General features: G+C 40.5%; 22 protein-coding genes and 2 riboswitches. Of the genes, 2 read left to right on the top strand and 20 right to left on the bottom strand.

Going from position 1 to position 19,303, the window contains the following annotated elements; translation table 11 throughout:
* Positions 1–97 precede the first annotated feature (97 nt).
* From CYJ36_RS15695 to CYJ36_RS15625, 15 genes are all read right to left on the bottom strand, one after another.
* Positions 98–613, bottom strand: coding sequence for an ECF transporter S component (locus CYJ36_RS15695; protein ID WP_101568213.1), 516 nt, complete (start codon positions 611–613; stop codon positions 98–100).
* 14 nt (positions 614–627) lie between these two features.
* Positions 628–1,047 (bottom strand): DUF4430 domain-containing protein, encoded by a 420-nt coding sequence (locus tag CYJ36_RS15690; protein ID WP_101568212.1) that lies wholly within the window; start codon positions 1,045–1,047, stop codon positions 628–630.
* A gap of 163 nt (positions 1,048–1,210) precedes the next feature.
* A riboswitch (cobalamin riboswitch) is annotated at positions 1,211–1,411 on the bottom strand.
* An 89-nt stretch (positions 1,412–1,500) separates the two neighbouring features.
* Positions 1,501–3,306: an ATP-binding protein gene (locus CYJ36_RS15685; protein WP_101568211.1), complete on the bottom strand. Its 1,806-nt coding sequence runs from the start codon at positions 3,304–3,306 to the stop codon at positions 1,501–1,503.
* Positions 3,303–4,025, bottom strand: a complete 723-nt coding sequence (locus tag CYJ36_RS15680; RefSeq protein ID WP_101568210.1) for a response regulator transcription factor — start codon at positions 4,023–4,025, stop codon at positions 3,303–3,305. The genes CYJ36_RS15685 and CYJ36_RS15680 overlap by 4 nt, the downstream gene beginning before the upstream one ends.
* 151 nt (positions 4,026–4,176) lie before the next feature.
* Positions 4,177–5,352: a c-type cytochrome biogenesis protein CcsB gene (gene ccsB / locus CYJ36_RS15675; RefSeq protein WP_101568209.1), complete on the bottom strand. Its 1,176-nt coding sequence runs from the start codon at positions 5,350–5,352 to the stop codon at positions 4,177–4,179.
* 19 nt (positions 5,353–5,371) lie between these two features.
* The gene (locus CYJ36_RS15670; protein ID WP_101568208.1) at positions 5,372–7,015 is read right to left on the bottom strand and encodes a cytochrome c biogenesis protein ResB; all 1,644 of its coding nucleotides are present in this window, start codon (positions 7,013–7,015) and stop codon (positions 5,372–5,374) included.
* Positions 7,016–7,031: 16 nt separating this feature from the next.
* On the bottom strand, positions 7,032–7,553 hold the full coding sequence (gene resA / locus CYJ36_RS15665) for a thiol-disulfide oxidoreductase ResA (protein ID WP_101568207.1): 522 nt from the start codon (positions 7,551–7,553) through the stop codon (positions 7,032–7,034).
* Between the two features lie 99 nt (positions 7,554–7,652).
* Complete coding sequence (gene rluB / locus CYJ36_RS15660; RefSeq protein WP_101568206.1) at positions 7,653–8,378, bottom strand: 23S rRNA pseudouridine(2605) synthase RluB; 726 nt, start codon at positions 8,376–8,378, stop codon at positions 7,653–7,655.
* Positions 8,379–8,682: 304 nt separating this feature from the next.
* Positions 8,683–9,210, bottom strand: a complete 528-nt coding sequence (locus tag CYJ36_RS15655) for a spore maturation protein (RefSeq protein ID WP_101568205.1) — start codon at positions 9,208–9,210, stop codon at positions 8,683–8,685.
* A 1-nt stretch (position 9,211) separates the two neighbouring features.
* Positions 9,212–9,805 (bottom strand): nucleoside recognition domain-containing protein, encoded by a 594-nt coding sequence (locus tag CYJ36_RS15650; protein WP_101568204.1) that lies wholly within the window; start codon positions 9,803–9,805, stop codon positions 9,212–9,214.
* Positions 9,798–10,952: a D-alanyl-D-alanine carboxypeptidase family protein gene (locus CYJ36_RS15645; protein ID WP_101568203.1), complete on the bottom strand. Its 1,155-nt coding sequence runs from the start codon at positions 10,950–10,952 to the stop codon at positions 9,798–9,800. Before CYJ36_RS15645 ends, CYJ36_RS15650 begins: the two co-directional genes overlap by 8 nt.
* Positions 10,953–11,170: 218 nt before the next feature.
* Entirely contained in the window at positions 11,171–11,659 is a 489-nt protein-coding gene (locus CYJ36_RS15640) for a YpuI family protein (RefSeq protein ID WP_101568202.1), read from the bottom strand.
* 33 nt (positions 11,660–11,692) lie between these two features.
* Entirely contained in the window at positions 11,693–12,097 is a 405-nt protein-coding gene (locus CYJ36_RS15635) for a hypothetical protein (RefSeq protein WP_180850357.1), read from the bottom strand.
* A 104-nt stretch (positions 12,098–12,201) separates the two neighbouring features.
* Complete coding sequence (gene scpB, locus CYJ36_RS15630; protein ID WP_101568201.1) at positions 12,202–12,786, bottom strand: SMC-Scp complex subunit ScpB; 585 nt, start codon at positions 12,784–12,786, stop codon at positions 12,202–12,204.
* Positions 12,779–13,540, bottom strand: a complete 762-nt coding sequence (locus CYJ36_RS15625) for a segregation/condensation protein A (RefSeq protein ID WP_101568200.1) — start codon at positions 13,538–13,540, stop codon at positions 12,779–12,781. The genes scpB and CYJ36_RS15625 overlap by 8 nt, the downstream gene beginning before the upstream one ends.
* A 218-nt stretch (positions 13,541–13,758) precedes the next feature.
* Here CYJ36_RS15625 and CYJ36_RS15620 point away from each other — a divergent pair, with 218 nt between their 5' ends.
* Both CYJ36_RS15620 and CYJ36_RS15615 read left to right on the top strand, forming a co-directional pair.
* Positions 13,759–13,854, top strand: coding sequence for a YjcZ family sporulation protein (locus CYJ36_RS15620; protein ID WP_101568199.1), 96 nt, complete (start codon positions 13,759–13,761; stop codon positions 13,852–13,854).
* Positions 13,855–14,133: 279 nt separating this feature from the next.
* Positions 14,134–14,667, top strand: a complete 534-nt coding sequence (locus CYJ36_RS15615) for a DUF309 domain-containing protein (protein WP_101568198.1) — start codon at positions 14,134–14,136, stop codon at positions 14,665–14,667.
* A 17-nt stretch (positions 14,668–14,684) separates the two neighbouring features.
* On the opposite strand, the gene CYJ36_RS15610 is transcribed toward CYJ36_RS15615, so the two are convergent.
* The 5 genes from CYJ36_RS15610 to ribD form a co-directional block, all read right to left on the bottom strand.
* On the bottom strand, positions 14,685–15,035 hold the full coding sequence (locus CYJ36_RS15610) for a GNAT family N-acetyltransferase (protein ID WP_101568197.1): 351 nt from the start codon (positions 15,033–15,035) through the stop codon (positions 14,685–14,687).
* 190 nt (positions 15,036–15,225) lie between these two features.
* On the bottom strand, positions 15,226–15,690 hold the full coding sequence (ribH, locus tag CYJ36_RS15605) for a 6,7-dimethyl-8-ribityllumazine synthase (RefSeq protein WP_101568196.1): 465 nt from the start codon (positions 15,688–15,690) through the stop codon (positions 15,226–15,228).
* 16 nt (positions 15,691–15,706) lie between these two features.
* Entirely contained in the window at positions 15,707–16,903 is a 1,197-nt protein-coding gene (locus CYJ36_RS15600; protein WP_101568195.1) for a bifunctional 3,4-dihydroxy-2-butanone-4-phosphate synthase/GTP cyclohydrolase II, read from the bottom strand.
* Positions 16,904–16,917: 14 nt separating this feature from the next.
* Positions 16,918–17,562: a riboflavin synthase gene (ribE, locus tag CYJ36_RS15595; protein WP_101568194.1), complete on the bottom strand. Its 645-nt coding sequence runs from the start codon at positions 17,560–17,562 to the stop codon at positions 16,918–16,920.
* Between the two features lies 1 nt (position 17,563).
* Positions 17,564–18,655 (bottom strand): bifunctional diaminohydroxyphosphoribosylaminopyrimidine deaminase/5-amino-6-(5-phosphoribosylamino)uracil reductase RibD, encoded by a 1,092-nt coding sequence (ribD, locus tag CYJ36_RS15590; protein WP_142382717.1) that lies wholly within the window; start codon positions 18,653–18,655, stop codon positions 17,564–17,566.
* Between the two features lie 146 nt (positions 18,656–18,801).
* Positions 18,802–18,947: riboswitch (FMN riboswitch) on the bottom strand.
* Positions 18,948–19,303 lie beyond the last annotated feature (356 nt).

The raw sequence follows: 19,303 nt of genomic DNA, 5'->3' as shown, positions 1-19,303 counted from the left end.
GTTACGGCAGTGCTTATGCAATAACCACAGGCAAAGCAACAATCAATGCGAACAGAGCTTTTATATAAGAAAAGAGCGACACGTCGCTCTTTTAAGTTTACTGCATAGTTATGCCAAAATCCTTTTTATTCAAGAAATACTGAAACGTTTTGTACATGACAGGGTACAGCACGATAAAGAAGATGCCATTTCCAATTGCATGCGCTGTATCAAATGGCAATCCCGCCAGATAATAAGCTAAACCATTTTCTGTTAAAACAAACATATTCAGAGACACAACAAATCCAAAGAAATATCCAGACAGCACGGCAACTGGTGTAAAAACAAAGAGTCTTTTTGATGTAATATATTTCCCTAAAACACCTGAGATCAATGCAACCGCGCCCCAGGCCAGCATTTGCCAGATCGTCCACATTCCCATACCGAGCAGCAAATTACTGACGAAGCAGCCTAATACAGCTACGATGATTCCGTTAATAGGACCAATCAAAATCGAAGTAATGATGATGATGGCGGTCATTGGCTGGATGTTTGGAACAAATTGAAATGCCAGTCTCCCTATCACTGATAATGCTATCAATAACGAAAGCAGACTGATTCTTCTAGTCGTCATTCTGAGCTCCCGGCTTACTCATAATTTCTTAAATCAAATTCTATTTTATCTCCATCTTTAAGCTCGATTTCATTTGCACCTGTCATCGCATCTTCACCATTAACGACAAGATGCCAGTATGTTTTTTCGCTCTCGCTAGCCTTGATTCCATCGATGCCGTTAATAAAACCCCCGGCTTCTTCCACTTCAAAGTTTTCTTTCATGACATCCATAAGAGTCTGTCCTTCTTTGATGGCAACTTCTTTTGAATCGACTTCCTCTTCCATATTGTTTTTAGTCAAGGCAACAGTGGCTTTTGTTTCTTCAGCTGTTTCCTTATTTTCAGCTGCCTGCTCTGAATTTGATGTTTCTTTTTTAGGCTCTTCTGCAGTATTTGCACAAGCCCCCATTACCATTAAAAGTAATATTCCTAGTAACCCAAAAACCTTTTTCACAAACAATCTCTCCTTTTATGTATCCATCTATATTGTATAGCTTAAAACAAAAAATGAAAAAGCCCATCTTGGAGGATGGGCTTAAAAACGGCATATGAAGATTCTGAAGGTGAATGCAAAGACAGAATCTTGCCGTCTCTATGCTCAACCCCCGAAGAATACAAACTTTGTAAGAGATTAGGCAGGTCTACTGACTATTGCTTCATTCTAACTGATCCTTCCCATACAACAAACAGCATAGCTATGCCATTGGATTATACAGTGGATATTTTCAGGTCGTCGGCAAATACAGTTGCGGGGACAGTTCAGGCTTTTCACCTGATTCCCTATTAAGCGGCAAGCACCTATATCTCAAAATATTTAATTATGTTAATTCAGTATTATTTTACAAAAAAATCCTCACAGCTTCAACAGAAAATTCAGACGGTGTTCCTTATGAAACAAGAATTTTCGTCACATTCTTTCAGAATCATCGCTTTTTCGTGGCAGATAGAAGCTGAAGGTTGTGCCTTCATTTACTTTGCTGTGCACTGTTATCGTTCCTAAATGTGCATCTACGATATTTTTTGCAATCGCAAGACCCAAACCAGTTCCAGAACGGCCTCTTGTTCTTGCTTTATCTGCTTTATAAAATCGTTCAAACACAAATGGCAAATCTTCCTCCACAATTCCTGTACCGGTATCCTTCACATCGATTTTTATTCCGTGAGACACACTCTGTACATGAATTTCGACAGAACCGCCTTCAAGCGTATGTCTAATGGCATTATCAACTAAATTGGTAAGGACTTGTTCAATCTTGTCAGGATCAAGCACAAATTCCGGCTCAACTAAGATGACAGATGAGGATAAAGAAATTTTCTTATCCTTTGCCAGCCCCTGAAATTTACGATTAATTTTTTCTATAAATTCATGGATGGAGATTTCCTCATAATTTAGAGTAATATGTCCAGCTTCCATTCGGGCGAGGTCAAGAAGATCGTTCACGAGTCTTCCCATACGAAGTGACTCATCGTAAATGACTTGAGCAATTTCTTTCTTTTCCTCTTCAGAACTTGCTATATCGTCTACAATGGCTTCGCTGTATCCTTGAAGCATCGCAATCGGTGTTCTTAGCTCATGACTGACATTCGCAATAAAGTCTTTCCTCAGCTTATCCAGTCTTCTCTCCTCAGTCATATCTCTGAGGACCGCAACCGCACCGCGGACATATGACTGGTTATATAGCGGACTCATAACCATGACCCAGCTTCTGCCCTGCAAATTCACTTCCACGATATGCTCTTTCTCCGTATTGACCACTCGCTGAAATAATTCTTTTGCTTCTGGCGGAATTTCCTCACCTTCATTGATTTGCATTTTTTGCTCGTAATACCATGCCTGTAAAAACCGTTCCGCAGGAGGATTTGTTACAAGAATCGTGCCATCAATGTTGAGCGTGATTACGCCGTCTGCCATACTGCTTAAAATGCTTGTCAGGTGCTCTTTTTCCTGATTGAGCGCATTAATGTTGAATTTAAGCTGTCGGCCCATTTGATTAAAGGCTATGGCAAGTTCGCCAATCTCATCATGACTTAAAATCGGCACCTTTGTATCAAATTTCCCTCTTGTCAGCTCTTGTGTCACTTCACGCATTTTTCTAAGCGGATAAGTGATTCTTGTTGAGAGAAAAAAGGCGAAAATGGTTGTCAAAATGATCGCAATTCCGGCAGCAAGCAAAATATACTTTGTCGTATTCTTTGTTGTTTCATGAACTGCAAGGAGGGATTGCGACATAAATACAGCGCCATATTCTCCATTCTTACGTTCATATGGTACACCTACGACCAGCACTTCATCATTATTAGCCGTATTCAATTTTTCTTCTTCAGACAGTTCCGCAAGCTTGCTTACATTTTTTTGATCTGAAAACACTTTTGACAGTTCTTTGTCATTTTGTATATCCTGCATTTCGAAAGTCGGGGTGCTTTCATATTTTTCGGGAGAAAACCAGTATCGATTCTCATCCTCAACAATAATAATGCTTGTCAGTTCATCTGCAAGTTCCCAAGAAATCGAACGTGCCAGGTCCTGATCTTCGTGGCTTTCTAAAATTACCGATATTTTATTAGCAAGCTGCGTCAGTTCACGCTCGGCTTCCCCTACATGGTAATTCTCCATAAATTCAAGAAGCAAAACAGTCAGTATAAATAAAACAAATGAAACGAGCAATAAAATGGTAAACCAGAGTTTACCGACTACACTTTTCCAAAACATCATTCACTGCCGACCTCAAATTTGTAGCCTACTCCCCATACAGTTACGATCATGGAGGCTGCATCAGGCGAAACTTTGCTTAATTTTTCTCTCAGGCGTTTTACATGGGTGTCTACCGTTCTTAAATCACCAAAAAATTCATATTGCCACACTTCTTTTAATAATTTTTCGCGGTCATAAACTTTATCAGGTGTTTTCGCGAGGAAATACAGCAATTCATACTCTTTTGGAGTTAAACTCACTTCTTTGCCGTCTGCTGTCACACGGTGTGCGTCATGATCAATTGATAGATGAGGAAAAACAATCACATTCTTCGCTTTCGTTTCTGTTTTCAGGAAAGAGGTTGTTGATGATCTTCTTAGCAGAGCTTTTACTCTCAAGACAACTTCTCTAGGGCTGAAAGGCTTCACAATGTAGTCATCTGTGCCGACTTCAAAGCCTTGGACTCTGTTTACTTCCTCACCCTTTGCTGTCAGCATGATGATAGGCGTCGCTTTTTTCAGGCGCAGCTGGCGGCAGACTTCAATCCCATCCATACCAGGCATCATCAAATCAAGCAGAATTAAGTCATATTCAGCTGACAAAGCCATTTCAAGGGCATCATTGCCGTTGTCTGCTTCTTCAATTTGGTAGTTTTCTCTCTCTAAGTACATTTTTAAAAGTCTTCTAATTCGATCCTCGTCATCAACGACCAGAATTTTATAGTTATTGTTATTTTCCATCGTGTGTCTCCTCCTCCGAATTATCCTATATGATTATCTTACCAAAAAACCTTCACTTTATATGGAGTGAAGGCTTTCTTTTAAATGTAAGAAGTGTCATGAAGTGAAACTTATAATAAGACTTTACTGTTTTTACTAGCTTTAGTGGCGCCTAAGCGTAGGAATGCAATCCGGCAATGACAAGATTGACAAATATCAAGTTAAACATGATGATTGCAAACCCGATAACTGCAAGCCAGGCTGATTTCTCGCCTTGCCAGCCTTTTGAAAGACGCAAATGCAAGTACGCAGCATAGAACAGCCATGTGATAAGAGCCCAGACTTCTTTAGGATCCCAGCCCCAAAAGCGGGTCCATGCAATTTGCGCCCAAATCATTGCAAATATTAGAGCGCCCAATGTGAAGACCGGAAAGCCAATCGTTACGGATCGATACCCGATTTCATCTACTAAATCAAGATTGACATTTCTCGTGAGAGGCTGAAGGAAAGCTGAGATTCTCTTTCTCAGGATTAAACGGATCGCTCCGTATAATAGTAAGCCAGTGCCGATAGACCAGATTACGGTATTTAACTTTCTGGCAGAAATTAAAGCGGGAACTTCAAAGAAAGCTTCCATTTTGCCTTCTGTTAAAAGTTCACCTTGATGCGGTCCTACCAGGGCCGGCATATTATAAACCATTTCAGAATTCTGCTCATTTTTGTCGGTCCATTTATAAACTGCTTCATAGTCCATTAATCTGAAGGTACTGGTAATGGCTATAAAGGCAATAGTAGCAACAAGTGTATACATGACAACTTCCAGCCAGAATGTTTTCTTAGAGTTTTTTGTCTGATCTACTGCTCTGATCAGGTAAATCACACCTGCAATAAAGCTTATGGCGAGAATCGCCTGTCCAAGTGCAGCTGTTGTTACATGAATATGAAGCCAGCTACTTTGAAGAGCAGGAATCAATGGTGAGATATCTGTCGGAAACATACTGGCATAAGCAATCAGCAGCAATGCAACCGGCAGTGTAAAAAGTCCTAAAATGGATACTTTATAAATAAAGTAGAGAACTATGAATGCAAGAACAAGCATCATGCCAAAGAATGTAGTAAATTCAAATAGATTACTGACCGGAGCATGTCCAGAAGCAATCCATCTTGTAATAAAATAGCCAACTTGTGCTGCAAAAGCCAGAATGGTGATAGCAATACCTGCAGACGCCCATTTACTTGGCTTTTTGTATTCCTTTCTCTTATCGCGAATCGCTCCGCCAAAGAGAAATGTCGCAGTCAAATATAAAATGAAAGCTGCAAATAGCAAATTACTGCTTAAAGCCGCCACACCTTTTCCTCCTCTATGACTAGTCTTTTTTCTCGTCTGACTGATCGATCGGCTTTTCAATCATCGTTCCTTCAAGCACAGAATCAATCTCATTTTTAATGCCATACCAGTTTTTATTCGTATGTCCGGCTAAAAGAATGCCTTCTCCGCTGCGTCTGATCCAAATGCGGCGATGGTTCCAATACATACCTTGAGTAACTCCAATCATGAAAATGGCTCCGCCAAGTCCAAGAAACCAAAGTGTGTTGTCTTTCCGAACGGTAAGGGCTGATAAATTCTTCGTTTCAACCCCTTCAAACTTCATTTTCAGCTGATTGTCCTCATTCGGCTCAATCGTTTGCTGAATGGCGACAAAGCTTGTCTCCCCTTTAGGATTATCAGGTGAAATCATTTTAAAAACAAAGGCAGGATTATCAGGAATTCTTGTTTTCGTAGCCGGTTCACCCTCGCTGTTAAAATAGAAATCAGGGAGGTAGCTCGCTACTTCAACTTTATAGCCATTGCCCAAATCAAAATCCTTTTGCGGGTCGAGCAGGTCAATCGTCAGCTGGCCGAAGTTTTCTTCTGTCTCTTTGTCTACTAAACTGAATGTCATTTTATTTAATTCATTCAGCTTATAATCGACCTGATACAGTGCATATGAATCATGCTTGAGCGGCTGATTCACCTTTATTTCGCCGTCCTTCACTTTTTGCAGCTCAGGCTCTGCTCCAATCACTGTCTCGCCTTTGCGTTCATACAGGGTTACATTCGTCTGATAATTTTTCACAACGTTCCCATCGCCCACTCTCGTAAGGGCATCCTGAAAAACTTCATCTTCATTTTTCTTTTGATACGTTTCCATAATAAACGAATCGCTTTTCAGAAAATATTGACCATCTGTACCTGGAATCACATTTGTTTCGCCTTCGCGTATCCAAATGACATCATCCACGTACATGCCAGGCACAAACCGAAGCATAGCGCCAAATAGGAAAATAATAAGGCCGATATGATTGACGTAAGGTCCCCATCTTGAGAACCTGTTTTTTTCCGCCAGTAAATTTCCGTTTTCTTCTCTGACATGATAGCGTTTTCTCTTCAAGCCTTCTTTGATATGTACCAGCTGTTTATCAGCATCCTGGACAGAACTTGTTTCACTGAATAGCCGCTGCCTGCGCATAAAACTTTCGTGGCGAGTCACGCCCTGTTTTTTTAATGCACGATAAAGAGGAATAAATCGGTCCAGGCTTGCAATGACAAGTGATGCTGCAAGGGCACCGATCAAAATCATGTACCACCAGGAACTGAATAATTCATGAAAGCCCATTTGAAAATAGAGCTGGCCAATGACACCATATTCCTCACGGTAAAACTCTTTTGGCGTCACATTTGGCGGTATGTACATTACTTGCGGCAGAATGGTGCCAATTGCTGACGCAATTAAAATCAGGACAATAATCCAGATGCCAACTTTAACAGACGAAAAGAAGTTCCAAATCTTATCGATTGGCGTCTTCTTGTATGTCTGTGAGCGTCTGGCACTTCCATCATATTTCATATCCAATAGTTTACCAGGTACGGTTTGCTTCTCTTCCTCTTCTCCGACCTTACGACCGCAAGATTCACAAAGAACCGTCCCGTGCGGATTGCTGTGACCGCACTTGCATTTCACTTCTTTCATGATGAAAACTCCCCGTTTACGGCTTGATTGATTCCATGTAATCTCTGACCATCCGCTCAGTCATTTGGCCAGTGATAATTTTCACTACTTTTCCATCTTTATCAATCAGGAATGTAGTCGGAAGAGGTACAACTCCGTATGCATCTAACACTTGTCGATCTTTATCCAGTACGACAGGAAAAGATAAATCATATGTATCTGTAAAATTTTGAACGGCAATCTTTGATTCTGCGATGTTGACGGCAAGTACCTCTACACCTTGGTTTTTATAGTAGTCATATTGATTTTGCATGTAGGGCATCTCGCGTTTGCACGGTTCGCACCAAGTACCCCAGAAATTAAGGAATACGCCTTTCCCTTTGTAATCTGAAAGCTGATGCTTTTCCCCGTTAATGTCTGTTAAAACAAAATCAGGGGCTTCGCTTCCAGCCTTTACTTTTTCCTTGCTTGAAAAAAAATTCGTATACAGTGTATATCCAAGCGCAGCGACCAACACGAAAAGGATGATCGATCTCATGAGCAACCGTCTTTTTTTCATTAAAAACTCTCCCATATCTCATGCATTTCAACTCATTATATCACTGTTTATTTCAAACGTTTTCTTGATAATTTGAAGTTTATGTGAAAATTAAAGGGCTTACTTTCCGAATTTAGCCAATGATCTCAGCTGTTTTACTTCATGCGGAGATAATTCCCGGCCGTCTCCCGTTTTTAATCCTTTTAAGTCGAGAAAACCATACGTTTCACGCTTGAGCTTTAACACAGGATGGCCAATCGCCTCAAACATGCGGCGGACTTGACGGTTTCTGCCTTCGTGAATGGTCAGCTCAATTATGCTTGTTTGCTTCTTTTTATCCAAAGAAACGAACTTCACTTTTGCCGGTGCTGTTTTCCCGTCTTCGAGCATGATGCCTTTTTCAAGCGCTTTTAATTTTTCGCGGATAGGAATTCCTTTCACTTTAGCAACATACGTTTTCTCTACTTCACTGCTTGGGTGCATAAGGAGGTTAGCAAAATCACCGTCGTTGGTCATAATGATGATGCCGGACGTATCATAATCAAGTCTTCCAACCGGATAGATGCGTTCCTTTATTTGCGGGAAAAAGTCAGTTACTGTTTTTCTGCCTTTATCGTCGATTGCAGCTGAAATCACGCCGCGCGGTTTATATAGAATAAAATAAACGGGTTCTTCTTTTTCAACTGGAACCCCGGCCACTTCTACACGGTCATTTCCAGAAACTTTGATTCCAAGCTCTCTTACAACTTTACCGTTCACCGTTACCTTGCCTTCTAAAATAAGCTCCTCTGCCTTTCTTCTTGATGCAAGACCTGCATGAGCTATCACTTTTTGTAAACGTTCCATTTCTTTCACCTCGTTAACATCTTACTTCTTATCATTTTTTTATACAAGTTTCCATTAAAACGATCCTTTGTGAAAAATTGCATGAAGTCCTATTATCTCATAAAAGGGGAGCAAATGAGCAAAAAGTTTTGATGATTATAAGAAAAGCGCAAGCGCCCGTTTAGCGCAGGCATGACAGAAAAGAATCCGGCAGAAAAGTTCGGGTTTGACTTTTTTTGTTATGGTCGAGGAGCTGGACAGAGATAACCTTATTTCTGCACAACATAAAGAAGCTGCCTAAACATAGGCAGCCTCTCTCATCTTATTAAAAAAGCATCATGACTATTACGATTGAAGCAATAATCCCCATAAGATCAGCAAGCAGGCCTACCTTAAGCGCATCACCCATTTTTTTCACTCCAACTGCTCCAAAATACACGGTCAGAATATACAGAGTCGTATCTGTGCTCCCTTGCATAACCGCAGCAAGTCTTCCAATAAAAGAATCGGGGCCATACGCGGAAATTAAGTCTGTTGTCATGCCTAGGGCAGCAGTACCCGATATGGGTCTGATAAAAGCCAGCGGTACAATCTCGCTTGGCACCCCGATTGCATCTAAAGCAGGCTTCATCATCCCGACAAAAAATTCAAGGGCCCCTGAAGCTCTGAAAATCGTAATGGCAACGAGCATTCCTACTAAATACGGAATGATGGAAAAAGCGATATCGATCCCTTCTTTTCCTCCTTCAACAAATGTTTCATATGTCGGCACTTTTTTGAATGTGCCATATAGCAGAATAAATCCGATAATCAGCGGGATCATCCATAACGAGATTAAACTGATCATACCCATTCTATTTTCGCTCCTTCCGCATTCTCCTATGGTAGAAATAGCGGTCAATCAAAATGGCGCCTATTGCTGAAATAATCGTTGCAAGCAACGTAGGGCCAACAATATCTGTCGGAGAGTTTGACCCATATGTCATCCTGACAGAAATAACCGTCGTTGGAATCAGTGTAATGCTTGATGTATTAACAGCCAAAAAAGTAATCATCGATCTGCTGGCAACCGGCTTATCGCCATTTAATTTCTTCATTTGTTCCATCGCTTTTATTCCAAGCGGGGTTGCTGCATTTCCCAGTCCAAAGAGATTTGCAATCATATTTGATAGAATATAGCCCATTGCCGGATGTTCTGCCGGAATCTCCGGAAACAGTTTACTGACAAATGGTTTGAATAATTGTCCAAGTTTTTCAAGCAATCCTGCTTTTTCAGCAACTTTCATTAATCCAAGCCAAAAAACAAGAACACTGATCAAACCGATGCTGATGGTGACAGCATCTTTTGCACCTTTAAAAACGGCAGCATTCACTTGCTCCATCGTCCCATTTATCATCGCAAAGATAATCCCGATGATTGTCAGTCCAACCCAAATGATATTAATCATAATGGATGAAACCTGCACCAATGAAAAATAACTTGCGGAACTTCTCCCAAATTGCAGCATTTGGTTTATTCGTCAGCCCATTATCAAAATAAATGGGTACTTCGTCCACTCTTTCATCCTCAACAATAAAAGTCATTTTACCGACAACGTTCGGAACATCCTCAGGATCGTGCCAGCTTTTTTCAGGTTTTATCAGAGAGACATTGATTTTAAGCCTATCTTCTTCCTCTTCTGTTAACGGATAAAAAACATCCCTTTTAATAAACAATTTATTTTTATACATTTTATCTTTGATATCTTTTAAGGTCCCTGCTTCTTTTATTTTAAATAAGTCATAATCGCTGAAGCCCATGTTAAACATCCCGATATGATCATTCCAATCATCTGACGCATCAATTGTCACTGCCACCAGATCCATTCCATCTTTAGATGCAGTCGAAACAAGAGTGCGCTTAGCCCGTTTCGTATAACCCGTTTTTCCGCCTGTGCTGTATTCATATAAGCTTGTCAGCAGTTTATTTTTATTTTTCCATACCCTGTCCCATTGCTCATTCGGATTTGGTGCTCGATGAACTTTTGTCCCCTGAATTGTTCGGTACATCGGATTTTCCATGGCGTATCGTGTCAGAATCGCCATGTCATAAGCAGTGGAATAATGATTTTCGTGATCATCTAGTCCATGCGGATTAGCAAACTCCGTGTTCATCATGCCGATTTCCGCTGCTTTTTGATTCATTAAGTGCACGAAGCCCTCGACACTACCGCCGACATGCTCTGCTATAGCGACAGCTGCATCATTTCCGGATCGAAGCATAAGACCATATACAAGGTCCTCAAGCTTAATTTTTTCTCCTTCCTGTATATATACAGCCGACCCCTCTGTATGTACCGCACGATTGCTTACCTTTACCTTTTCCTCCATTTTTCCTGATTCAATTGCAAGTATCGCTGTCATAATCTTTGTTATGCTGGCAATTCTTCTTTTCGTATGGGCGTCTTTTTCAAAAAGAATTCTCCCAGATTCTTGTTCAATTAATATCGCACTTCTTGCACTCACACCTATTTCAGCAGAAGAATGGTGCGGAAACCCCGACAAAAGCAAGAAGAAGATGAGTACGATCACTGTTATCGCTTTCCGTTGCCGCATAACACCCACGTCCTTTTATTGTTTTGTACAAGTTTATGCGGGTGGACAAAGGTTATGAACGTAAAATTCTAAAAAACGGGCTCATTCTATTAAGCCTCATCGCGTTATTTTGGTTCTAATCTATTTATACTTCTACTTGATAACCAACACCGTACGCGTAATTAGCAACTATAAAATCACAAAAAAAACAGCCCTGATGAAAGAGCTGAATCCTTTACTTACTTCGACTGGATCATTTTCGTGCGGTAATCTGTCTCGTAATATTCCAATTCCTCACGAATTTCCTGAAATCCGCTTTCTAAAGATGCAATCATCACCTTTAATGAATCAGGTGCAGTGTGGCGGTATTTAATCGCATTTTTCCCTGTATAGGCTGATCGGCTGTCTTCGTACCAAACGTCATTTTTAGGATTATAAAACTCCTCAATGCATTGGTGATAAATTTTATATAGTACTTTTTCAGCAGCCTGTTTTCGGAACGGCTCATTTTGAAGAACGATGTGACAAGCTTCCAGTCCTTCCTCGCAATAAACAGATAGTCTTCTCAAGTTGCGGAATAAATCTCCATAATACGCCTCATCCCCTGCAGTCTCATCCAAAAATGATGAGATTGTTGCATGATTCAAAAACGAATTCAGTTCGTTTACGACATTTCCTAAAAATCCTTCTACTTGTTCTGTTTGTGCTTTTACTAACGTATTTCCCATACTGACACATCCTTTCAAATTCTTGATCTTCTTTTATGTATGGCTGTTTTTCACTTTTTCAACGACTTTATTATAGGGTACATCTTGATGCCTGTTCATTTCATCAGCCGCCATAAGCGCTGCACGGATATCTATCCCTTTGAGATAACTCTGGAATTCTTCTTCCGTGTTTATATACAGCCTTTTTCGCATCAAGAGTGATTCATTTTGAATGATGCATATAAGCGCCAGAATATCTTTGAGGCGTAAATCCTGCCCTGCAAAGAGTTCAGCATTTTGCTCAGTGAATACCTGTTCGAAATACCGTACATATAAAACATGAAAAGTCTTTTCAGTCTTGCTTGAAACAAACGTGACTTCAGAGCGGTTAAAAAAATCCTCAGATGTATTTGGCATCTCTTTCTCTAACTCATACCCTCTGCCATTTTTTATAATCACCTAATTGCACCCCTATGCACTTTTTCGTTCAAAAAAAGGAACAAAGATATTCCTTTGCCCCGTTCTTTTTTATTTTATCATAGGTTATTATGCAATAGTGAAAATTATTTGATTTCTTCAAAAGTTTGATTGAAATTTTCAAAAAAGAGATCCGCTTCTTCATTAAAGGACTCGTCATCCACTTTATCAGGAAGCGGAGGAAGCTCTTTAATGGTTTTTAACCCGAAATACTCAAGAAATTCCTTTGTTGTTCCATATAGGATCGCTCTTCCGGTTCCCTCTGCGCGCCCAACTTCTTTTACAAGAACCTTTGAAACAAGAGTTTGAAGCGGCCGTTCTGATTTCACTCCGCGGATATCTTCTATTTCAGTTCTTGTAATCGGCTGACGGTATGCAACAATAGCAAGAATTTCAAGTGCAGCCTGTGATAAGGCTGTATGGTTCGGGGTTTCAACAAGCTTCTTTAAATAAGCTGCATGTTTTTTCTTTGTCGTTAATTGAAACACACCAGCTACTTCAATGAGTTCAATTCCGCGCTGTTTTTTCTTATAATCATTTTGTAATTCCTGCGTCACGTCTGTTATGGTTTCTACTTCTATTTCCAGAACTGACGTCAGCTGTTTCATTGATAGTCCCTCATCGCCAGCTGCAAAAAGAAGAGCTTCAATGATGGATTTCCATTTATCCAAGGTTTTCTAACCTCCCTAGAATATAAATATCTGAAAAATTTTCTTCTTGTTCAATCATGATGCTGTTTTTTTTCATCAATTCCAAAATGGCAAGAAACGTGACGACTAAATGATCCTTTTGATTCGATGGAAAAAGATCCGTAAACTTTCTGCGCCGCGGATTTCTTCTAAATTCTTCCATAATTTCATCCATACGTTTATCAATCGGTATTTCCTGTCTTGCAATTCTTGTCTGAAGCGGTTTTTGCAGTTTTTTCCTCCGCATCATCTTTTGAAATGCTCCGAGCATATCATAAATGGATACATTCATCGATTCTTTCGTAAAGACGGGTTCTCCCGCATACTCACTTAAATCACTTGGCGGTTTTGTGAAAACCTGTGAGCGTTCTTCTTCCATATGTCTAAGGTCATCAGCTGCCTCTTTGTATTTTCGGTATTCAATCAGCCTTTTCATCAGTTCATCCCGCGGATCCTCTTCAGATTCGAAGCCAAATTCATCCTCCATCAGTTCTTCCTCATGCTTAGGAAGAAGCATTCCGCTTTTAATGGACAGGAGGGTTGCCGCCATCACCAGATATTCTGATGCGACATCAAGCTGCAGTTCTTTCATCGTATGTATATAAAGCATATACTGCTCTGTAATTTCAGCAACTGGTATATCGTATATATCAATCTCCAGTGTATTGATTAAATGCAAAAGAAGATCCAAAGGTCCTTCAAATGCGTCGATTTTCACTTTGTATTGCAACTTCATCCCACCACTTCATTCTGTACCATTCATGTCGGCTACCCTATAGTATAGAACATTCTCGTCCCAGGTCCAATACTTATTTTTTCAGCAAACATCCTTTTTACGGATCTTTGACTTAGCCGAAAAATGGCCAGAACCGGGATATACGCCCAAACAATCGGGCAGACCCGGTCATATGATAACTATGTAAAATGTATGTTACTTTAAGGAGGAGCACAAAAATGGGAGATAAAGGATTTAATTATGGCTCAGGCTTTGCTTTAATCGTTGTTCTTTTCATCTTATTGATTATTGTTGGAGCTGCTTGGCTTTATTAATGATTGAAAAGACGCTCTATCATATGGGAGCATATCATCAAAAACCCCTAGCCTGCTGGCGGGGGGTTTTTGAATTCGTTTATTTCATTTATCTGTCTAAATTGAAGATTCATCAGTTAAAATCAGGATATTATCAGTGTTAATGTATCATTTAACAGTGTAATAGGTATCAGCACACAAATTTTCGATTCTTGCCCTTGCCAGTTCGATTAAAAGCCTTATTCCTTTTCTTTTATGCTACACTAATTCTAAATTAGGGCATGAAAAGAGGGTGAGGAATTGTATCCGAAAGCATATATTGAGTATCTTGTTCATTTCCATGGAGACCGTGATTATTTTGAATGCCATGAGGTGCTTGAGGAGCACTGGAAGGAAGAGCAGCCAAAACAGCGCAAGGCATATTGGGTTGGCCTTATCCAAATGGCAGTAGGTCTTTATCACCATCGCAGAAATAATTGGAAAGGCGCGCTAAGAATGATGACGAACGCCTTGGCCATTTTGGAAAAAGAAAAGGAAGCACTGCTCGAGCTTGGCTTAGATCCTGCGAAAACAGCATTGCTTTTAAGGGAAAAAGTGAAGGATATTCAAAACAAAGTCCCATATCAAAGCATTCAATTGCCGATTTCTGATGAAAACCTTCTGAATGAATGTATCGAATATTGCACTAAACATCAGCTTCAGTGGGGCAGCGTCAGCAATATGAATGATGAGTTTCTCTTGCATAAGCACACACGCAGAGACCGAAGCGAAGTCATTATTGAACGAAAAAAAAGTCTCGCTTTGAGACAACAGAAAAAAAGAGATGAAACGTAAGCTTCATCTCTTTTTCCTTATTCAGAATCCGTGCACTTTTCAAAAAATGCCTTCGTATGTTCGTCAGGAACAACTGCTTTCGTTTTGTACTGTTCTTTTAATGCCGTCACCATTTTCTTGCCGATTCCTTGATGACGATGAGAAGGGTTCACACTTACATGCTGAATCTTCACGTGATCATCATCCTCGAACACTACTCCGATTGTTCCAATGATATCTTCATCTTTCCATAGAAACAGCTGCCATTTCTCATCTGTTTCATATTGCTTCATCGTTTGCTGCAAATGCTTTAAATCTTTTTCATTTGGCATAAAAGATAGAAGACCCATTGCAATTTTTTCAAAGCTTTTCTTATAGCGAATTAACATATGAACCCCTCATTAACGAAATAACCTTCCGATTAGAGAAAGCAAAAATAATAAACTTGCGCCTATCATCATGTAAAATAAGATCTTTTCCTGATATCTTCCTTTATCCTTATCATCATGATTCAAGAAGAATCACTCCTCAAAACATTATAAACAGTTTTTCACGCATTTTAAACACTTTTGCTGAAAATTAATCCAAAGTACGCATTAAATTCGCCATTTCAATGGCAGCAACTGCTGCTTCATAGCCTTTATTCCCAGCTTTTGTTCCTGCTCTTTCAATTGCCTGCTCAATGGATTCTGTCGTCAAAACACCGAAAATAACCGGTACGCCTGTAGAGATGGAAGCTTGAGAAACCCCCTTAGCTGCTTCATTACATACATAATCATAATGCGTCGTTGATCCTCTGATCACCGTTCCCAATGTGATAACAGCATCATAGTTATTTGTTGAGGCCATTTTTTTAGCAACTAATGGAATTTCGAATGCGCCGGGAACCCATGCAAGTTCCACATTATCATCTTCTACTCCGTGTCGTTTGAGTGCGTCCACTGCACCGCTGAGAAGTTTACTCGTAATGAATTCATTGAATCTCCCGACAATGATCGCTACTTTTAATCCTGATCCGACTAAGTTTCCTTCGTATGTTTTCATGTTTGTTTCCCCCATATTATAAGTTTAGTATGTGTCCTAATTTTCCTTGCTTTGTTTTCATATAGCTTTCGTTTTCCTTTTTTGAAGGCATTTGAATCGGAACGCGATCAACTACTTTCAGCCCGTATCCTTCAAGCCCCGCTATTTTCCTTGGGTTGTTGGTCAGCAATTTCATCTGAGAAACCCCAAGATCCCGCAGGATTTGAGCTCCAATTCCGTAATCTCTTAAATCATCGGCAAACCCAAGTTTCTGGTTCGCTTCAACGGTATCATAGCCTTCCTCTTGAAGTTTGTAAGCTTTCATTTTATTTAAGAGGCCAATTCCTCTGCCTTCTTGTCTCATATACAAAAGAATTCCATTTCCAGCCTCTTCAATTTGCGCAAGCGCTGCATGAAGCTGGGGACCGCAATCACAGCGGTTTGATCCAAACACATCGCCTGTCAGACATTCAGAATGCACGCGGACAAGAGTTGGCTGATCAGGTGAAATCTCACCCTTCACAAGTGCGATATGTTCTTTCCCATCCAATACATTTGAATATCCAACCGCTCTGAATGTTCCAAACTCAGTCGGCAGCTGAATGTCAGCTTCTCTTTTTACTAGAACATCTGATACATTTCGGTAATGAATTAAGTCCTTAATGGTAACCATCTTCAAATCTAACTCTTTTGCAATTTCAATTAAATCCGGCACCCGGGCCATTTCGCCGTCTTCTTTAATAATCTCGCAAATAACGCCTACAGGACTTGCACCGCAGAGCTTTGCTAAATCTACTGCTGCCTCTGTATGTCCAGCTCTTCTTAAGACGCCTCCTTCTTTTGCAATAAGAGGGAAGATATGACCTGGCCGTTTAAAATCAAGTGATTCTGCGTCTTCATTTAAAATAGCTTTAATGGTTTCTGAACGCTCAGATGCACTGATTCCGGTTTTCGTTGTTTTATAGTCGATGCTGATTGTAAAGGCTGTTCCGTGCGGATCTGTATTTTCACCGACCATTGGATGAAAATTGAATCTTTCAGCATATTCTTCTGTTAACGGCACACACACTAAGCCTCTTCCGTGCTTGATCATGAAATTAATAATCTCTGGCGTCGCATAATCTGCAAGAGCGATAAAATCTCCTTCATTTTCACGATCTTCATCATCTACTACGATGACGGTTTTCCCTTGTTTTAAATCGTCTAATGCTTCCTTAATGGAATGAAATGACATGATAATCCCCCATTCTAGTAAAAGCCATTTTCTTTTAGAAAGTCCGTTGTTAAGGATGAAGATGATTCCGTTGATTGCTGTACAAACTTTTTGATATATTTCCCAATCATATCGCATTCAATGTTTACAATATCTCCTGCCTGTTTGCCTCCCAAAACGGTTTCGGATAGAGTGTGCGGAATAATCGAGACGGTTACTTTACCATCCTCTAATCCGAAAATCGTTAAGCTGATGCCATCAATGGCAATCGATCCTTTCATGACCAGAGATGAAGTGATATCTTCACTCACTTTAATGTCATAATAAACCGCGTTTGCTGAAGGCTTTTTACGTATGATCGTGCCAATCCCATCCACATGGCCAGTGACAAAGTGGCCGCCGAATCGTCCGTTTGCTGCCATCGCCCGTTCTAAATTAACGGATGACCCTGCCTTTAACGAATTCAAAGATGTAGCTTTTACCGTTTCAGGCATCACATCAACCGTGAATGACCTGGCAGTAAATTCAGTTACCGTTAAGCAGACGCCATTTACTGAAATACTATCCCCAAGATTTATATCATGTATGATTTTTGCTGCATGAATCGTTATCTGGATTGCATCCTCTGATCCTTGCATATTCCCGATTGTACCTATTTCTTCAATGATGCCAGTAAACATCTTAGTCACCCTCCTTTTTCGCACAAACGATTTTGAAATCTTCTCCGAGCATTTCTGTTTCTATTATTTTCAAGCGCAGCGCTTCATTTATATGTTCGAATCCCATTCCTCCTACGAGAGGATAAGCATCCTTGCCTGCGATGAGTACTGGTGCAACATAGCTCACCACTTCATTAAAAGCTCCTTCTTTTACAAAGCTTCCATGTATGGCGGCTCCACCTTCTACGAATAAAGATGTGATGCTTCTTTCACCCAACAGCCGAAGCAGATCCGAAATTTCAATTTTAGACGTTTTCATTTGAATGATGGCAGCCTTTTTATTCTGAAAAGAGCTGATCTGCTCAGGGCTGACAGCACTCCCTGTAATAATCCAGGTTTCTGCCAATCCATCATTGAGAACAGCTGCTGATTGTGGAGTTCTCAAGTGAGTATCCAAAATAATTCTGACTGGCTGTTTTATTGGATTATCAAGTCGGCATGTAAGCGATGGATCATCTTTTAACACGGTTTCGACACCTGTTAAAATGGCGTCATGAATCTCCCTGTAACGATGAACATCCTTTCTTGCCTTTTCTCCCGTAATCCATTTGCTCTCTCCAGTTACAGTTGCCGTTTTTCCGTCAAGACTGCCGGCCCATTTTAATGTGACGTATGGCCGTTTTGTCTTGATGTAGTGGAAAAATACTTTATTCAGCTTCTCCGCTTCTGTCTTCAACATTCCGGCCGTTACTTGAATTCCGGCATCTTCGAGTTTTTTCAACCCTTTTCCGGCAACAAGCGGATTCGGATCTTCAGCCGCAACAACAACTCTTTTTACTTTTGAAGAAATAAGCAAGTCTGCGCACGGCGGTGTTTTTCCATGATGACTGCACGGCTCGAGCGTTACATAAACAGTTGAATCTTCCGCATTTGCGCCAGCCATCCTGATCGCATGAACTTCTGCATGCGGTTCACCCGCTTTTAAATGTGCACCCATTCCAATTATTTGACCATCTTTTACAACAACAGCTCCAACGAGCGGATTCGGACTTGTTTGTCCAGATCCCTGTTTTGCGAGCTGAAGAGCCACTTTCATAAAATCCTGATCCTCCAATATGCCACCTCCCTTTTTTAGTATGAAAAAAAGCCTCAGGTAAAAGATACCTGGGGCTTTGTAAGGGATTTCAGTCACATATGCATGTCAAACAAGAGTACTATTCATCTGTTTTTTCAGAAAAATAATACCCGTACGTTCACATTGTGTTCCTTCTCCCATCCAGACTGTACTGTCGGCTCTAGAGTTGCACTAGATCCACCGCTCACAAAAATGCGAGTCGGGTCACGGACTTAAAAGCAAATGCTTTATCACCGCCGGTTGGGAATTTCACCCTGCCCCGAAGGATTTCAATGAATTATGAAGTTTACCTTTCTAATATATTATCGGGATTAGACGAAGAATGCAATTAATTAATCTCTGAGTTTTTAGATTGGAGATGATTTTATGATGGTGGTTGGGTCTGGAAGGAAGTGATAGGCGCTGTACTTTTTAGAGTCGTATGGGGCCCTAGAAACGGTGGGATTAAAAATTCAGGGTACCATTGGAGCTGTTTGGCGCCCTTGAATCAGGAATATCTCAAATCCAGGGTACCATTGGGGCTGTATGGCGCCCTCGAATCGGGAAAATCTAAAATCCAGGGTACCATTGGAGCTGTTTGGGGCCCTCGAATCGGGAAAATCAGAAAACCAGACATTCATTGACGCT

This window comes from Bacillus sp. UMB0893 (assembly GCF_002858905.1).
GTDB lineage: Bacteria > Bacillota > Bacilli > Bacillales > Bacillaceae > Bacillus_P.
This window is presented reverse-complemented; position numbering and strand designations above follow the sequence as displayed.

What these genes read in the sequence shown, in the direction of transcription:
- CYJ36_RS15695 (WP_101568213.1), bottom strand. Translation starts at nt 613, where the DNA reads ATGACGACTAGAAGAATCAGTCTGCTTTCGTTATTGATAGCATTATCA.
- CYJ36_RS15685 (WP_101568211.1), bottom strand. Translation starts at nt 3,306, where the DNA reads ATGATGTTTTGGAAAAGTGTAGTCGGTAAACTCTGGTTTACCATTTTA.
- CYJ36_RS15680 (WP_101568210.1), bottom strand. Translation starts at nt 4,025, where the DNA reads ATGGAAAATAACAATAACTATAAAATTCTGGTCGTTGATGACGAGGAT.
- CYJ36_RS15670 (WP_101568208.1), bottom strand. Translation starts at nt 7,015, where the DNA reads ATGAAAGAAGTGAAATGCAAGTGCGGTCACAGCAATCCGCACGGGACG.
- resA (WP_101568207.1), bottom strand. Translation starts at nt 7,553, where the DNA reads ATGAAAAAAAGACGGTTGCTCATGAGATCGATCATCCTTTTCGTGTTG.
- rluB (WP_101568206.1), bottom strand. Translation starts at nt 8,378, where the DNA reads ATGGAACGTTTACAAAAAGTGATAGCTCATGCAGGTCTTGCATCAAGA.
- CYJ36_RS15655 (WP_101568205.1), bottom strand. Translation starts at nt 9,210, where the DNA reads ATGGGTATGATCAGTTTAATCTCGTTATGGATGATCCCGCTGATTATC.
- CYJ36_RS15650 (WP_101568204.1), bottom strand. Translation starts at nt 9,805, where the DNA reads ATGATTAATATCATTTGGGTTGGACTGACAATCATCGGGATTATCTTT.
- CYJ36_RS15645 (WP_101568203.1), bottom strand. Translation starts at nt 10,952, where the DNA reads ATGCGGCAACGGAAAGCGATAACAGTGATCGTACTCATCTTCTTCTTG.
- CYJ36_RS15640 (WP_101568202.1), bottom strand. Translation starts at nt 11,659, where the DNA reads ATGGGAAATACGTTAGTAAAAGCACAAACAGAACAAGTAGAAGGATTT.
- CYJ36_RS15625 (WP_101568200.1), bottom strand. Translation starts at nt 13,540, where the DNA reads ATGAAGTTGCAATACAAAGTGAAAATCGACGCATTTGAAGGACCTTTG.
- CYJ36_RS15620 (WP_101568199.1), top strand. Translation starts at nt 13,759, where the DNA reads ATGGGAGATAAAGGATTTAATTATGGCTCAGGCTTTGCTTTAATCGTT.
- CYJ36_RS15610 (WP_101568197.1), bottom strand. Translation starts at nt 15,035, where the DNA reads ATGTTAATTCGCTATAAGAAAAGCTTTGAAAAAATTGCAATGGGTCTT.
- ribH (WP_101568196.1), bottom strand. Translation starts at nt 15,690, where the DNA reads ATGAAAACATACGAAGGAAACTTAGTCGGATCAGGATTAAAAGTAGCG.
- CYJ36_RS15600 (WP_101568195.1), bottom strand. Translation starts at nt 16,903, where the DNA reads ATGTCATTTCATTCCATTAAGGAAGCATTAGACGATTTAAAACAAGGG.
- ribE (WP_101568194.1), bottom strand. Translation starts at nt 17,562, where the DNA reads ATGTTTACTGGCATCATTGAAGAAATAGGTACAATCGGGAATATGCAA.